This window comes from Aestuariivirga sp., assembly GCF_037139295.1.
Classification (GTDB): domain Bacteria; phylum Pseudomonadota; class Alphaproteobacteria; order Rhizobiales; family Aestuariivirgaceae; genus Aestuariivirga.
This window is the reverse complement of the sequence record NZ_JBAXGR010000248.1, coordinates 1-2,452: the sequence shown is the minus strand read 5'-3', so window position 1 is coordinate 2,452 and position 2,452 is coordinate 1. Positions and strand designations below refer to the sequence as shown.

At 59.9% G+C, this 2,452-nt stretch carries 1 protein-coding gene and 1 pseudogene; both read right to left on the bottom strand.

All coding sequences use genetic code 11. From position 1 onward, the window contains the following. Positions 1–242: 242 nt before the first annotated feature. Positions 243–1,757: pseudogene (locus WCJ41_RS21500) on the bottom strand (IS66 family transposase); the annotation flags it as partial. A 169-nt stretch (positions 1,758–1,926) separates the two neighbouring features. Further along, on the bottom strand, positions 1,927–2,283 hold the full coding sequence (gene tnpB, locus WCJ41_RS21495) for an IS66 family insertion sequence element accessory protein TnpB (protein ID WP_336907884.1): 357 nt from the start codon (positions 2,281–2,283) through the stop codon (positions 1,927–1,929). Positions 2,284–2,452 lie beyond the last annotated feature (169 nt).

The following is a 2,452-nucleotide window of genomic DNA, read 5'->3' as shown; positions in this document are numbered from 1 at the left end:
GACTTCTTAGACTTAGACATACGTTCCTTGCCTTTCGCGCCCGTGGCGCAACCTACCCTCGTTTATAGGGGTCTTATGCAAACTATATCACAACCAACACTGTTCCGCCGCAGGTATGAACTCAAGCCCTTGCGGCAGTTAAGTTGTAAACGCACTATGCAATACTATATGTCATTACCGCGGTAAGCGTCAAATACTCCCCACATTGGCCCCCACGAGCGAAGGCGTTATCTGAGTGGATTTCAGCGAGTCGTGTTGGATTTTGAACCGCACAGGTCTTTTACGCCGTCGGCCCACGGCAGCAGTTCATCAAGATTATCGCCACGCTTGAGGTTGGGCAACCGCTCGAACAAAAGCGTGAGGTAGTCCAGTGGCCGCAGTTGGTTTTCCCGAGCTGTCTCGACGATGCTGTAGATGATGGCGCTGGCGTCCGCGCCTCTGGGCGTGTTGGCGAAGAGCCAGTTTTTGCGCCCGATGACAAACGGCTTGACCGCTCGTTCGCAGCGGTTATTATCCAGTTCCAAGCGGCCGTCCTGGATGAAGGTGTTCAGCTTGGGCCACTGGTTGCGGCAGTAGGCCACGGCCTTACCCAGTGCGCTCTTGGGCAAGGCGTGGAGCGCCTGCTGGTCGAGCCAGGCGCTAAACTCGGCGAGAATGGGCGCGCTTTCCACCTGTCGCCCGGCAAGACGCGCCTCGGGCGTGGCATCGCGTAGGTCGCGTTCGATCTTGAAGAGTTTGTTGCAGAAGTTAAGACCCGTGTGCGAAGCGCAGGTGACGCCGGCGCGCGACACCGGCGGCAAAGTCTTGATCGCCTCGTCGAACTTGCGCCGCGCGTGCGCCCAACAACCGACGAGCGTAATGCCGGCCATTCCTTCATAAGCGACATAGCCGTCCACATGGAGGAAGCCACCAAAGCCTTCGAGAAAGCCGCGCGGATGTTGGGAGCCGCGCGTGGTTTGATAGTCATAAAGAACGATGGCCGGCGCTTCGCGTCCGCTGCAATAGACCCACATGCGGGATTCGGTGGTGGCGGCGCGGTCCGGTTCATGCAACACCTGCACCGTCGTTTCATCGGCATGCAGGATGTCTTTGGCCAGCATTATCGCGTGCAGCCTGTTGTAGAGGGGGGCAAGGTTCCCGGCGCCCCGGATCATCCAGTTGGCCAGAGTCTGGCGGGAGAGATTGAGGCCCAGGTCCTGGAAGTGCTGTTCCTGCCGGTACAACGGCAGCGCCAGGTCGAACTTCTGGTTCATCACATAGGCCACGGCAGATGGTGAAGCCAGACTGTTCGGGAAAGCGGGCGTTGGCATCGGCGCCAGCACCACGGGCGTCGTGGTATCGTGCAGTGCACAGTGACGGCAGGCGTACTTCACCTGGATGTGCTTGACCACGCTCGCCTGCGCCGGCACGATCTTGAGTTCCTGGCGCTCCTCTTTTCCCATCTCATGCAGAGCGCCGGTGCATTGCGGACAAATCTGCCCTTCCGTTGGTAACTCGTAACGCACTTCCTCAATGGGGAGAGCGGCCAGATCAGCTTCGCGCTTGCCCTTGGACTTCTTACGGCGGTAAGTGATGGTCTCGGTTGTCGGCTCGGCAATTTGGGGATCAGCCTGCGCCTCGGCTTCGTTGAAGACCAATTCGCTTTGGTTCGCAGTGACGGCAACGGTGTGCTCGCTGGAGGCGCCGAATTGCTTGTGCTGGGCCAAGCGGAACTGCGCGCGCAGCCAGTCGTTCTCGGCCTCGAGTTGCTGAATTCTGACAGCCTGCTGGTTAATCGATTCCAGCAGTTCGGCAGGGCTTGTAGCAGCAGCATCGGGTGTCATGAACTGATGGGTATTATACCATAAAACAACCCGTTTCGCGCTACCTAACAAGACCCAAATAGCAAAATAATGCTGGCCAAAAATGACATGCCGGGGGACCAAATCACACCACGATCCGCGCCGAAACGCTGGCGTGCGCCCGGCGCTGTTCGAGCTCCAAGCCATCGAGCAGCCACTGCAGTTGCCGGCGGCTGATGGCGCGCGCCTGCTCTTCGCCACGCGCCGGCCAGCGAAAGCGGCCACGCTCCAGACGCCGGTAGTACAACCAGAAGCCGTTATGGTCCCAGTGCAGAATCTTGAGCTTGTTCCGCTCGCGATTGCAGAAGACGAACAGGCAGTGACTGAACGGGTCCAGGGCGAAGCTATGAATTACCACCGCCGCCAGCCCGTCGATGGATTTGCGCAAGTCGGTGCTGCCGCAGGCCAGATAAACCTGTTCTGGATTCACCTGGCTCAGCATGGCGCACTCCCCAATGCCTGCACCACCGCACGCAGCAGCGCCACGTCAAAACCGGGGTGAACTTCGATAGCAGCCCCACCCACACGGATCGTCACGCCACCGGGTGCGGACTCGGGGACCACGGCCACCGCCAGCCAACCGTCGTGCGGCGCGGGTCCCTCCGGCGGCG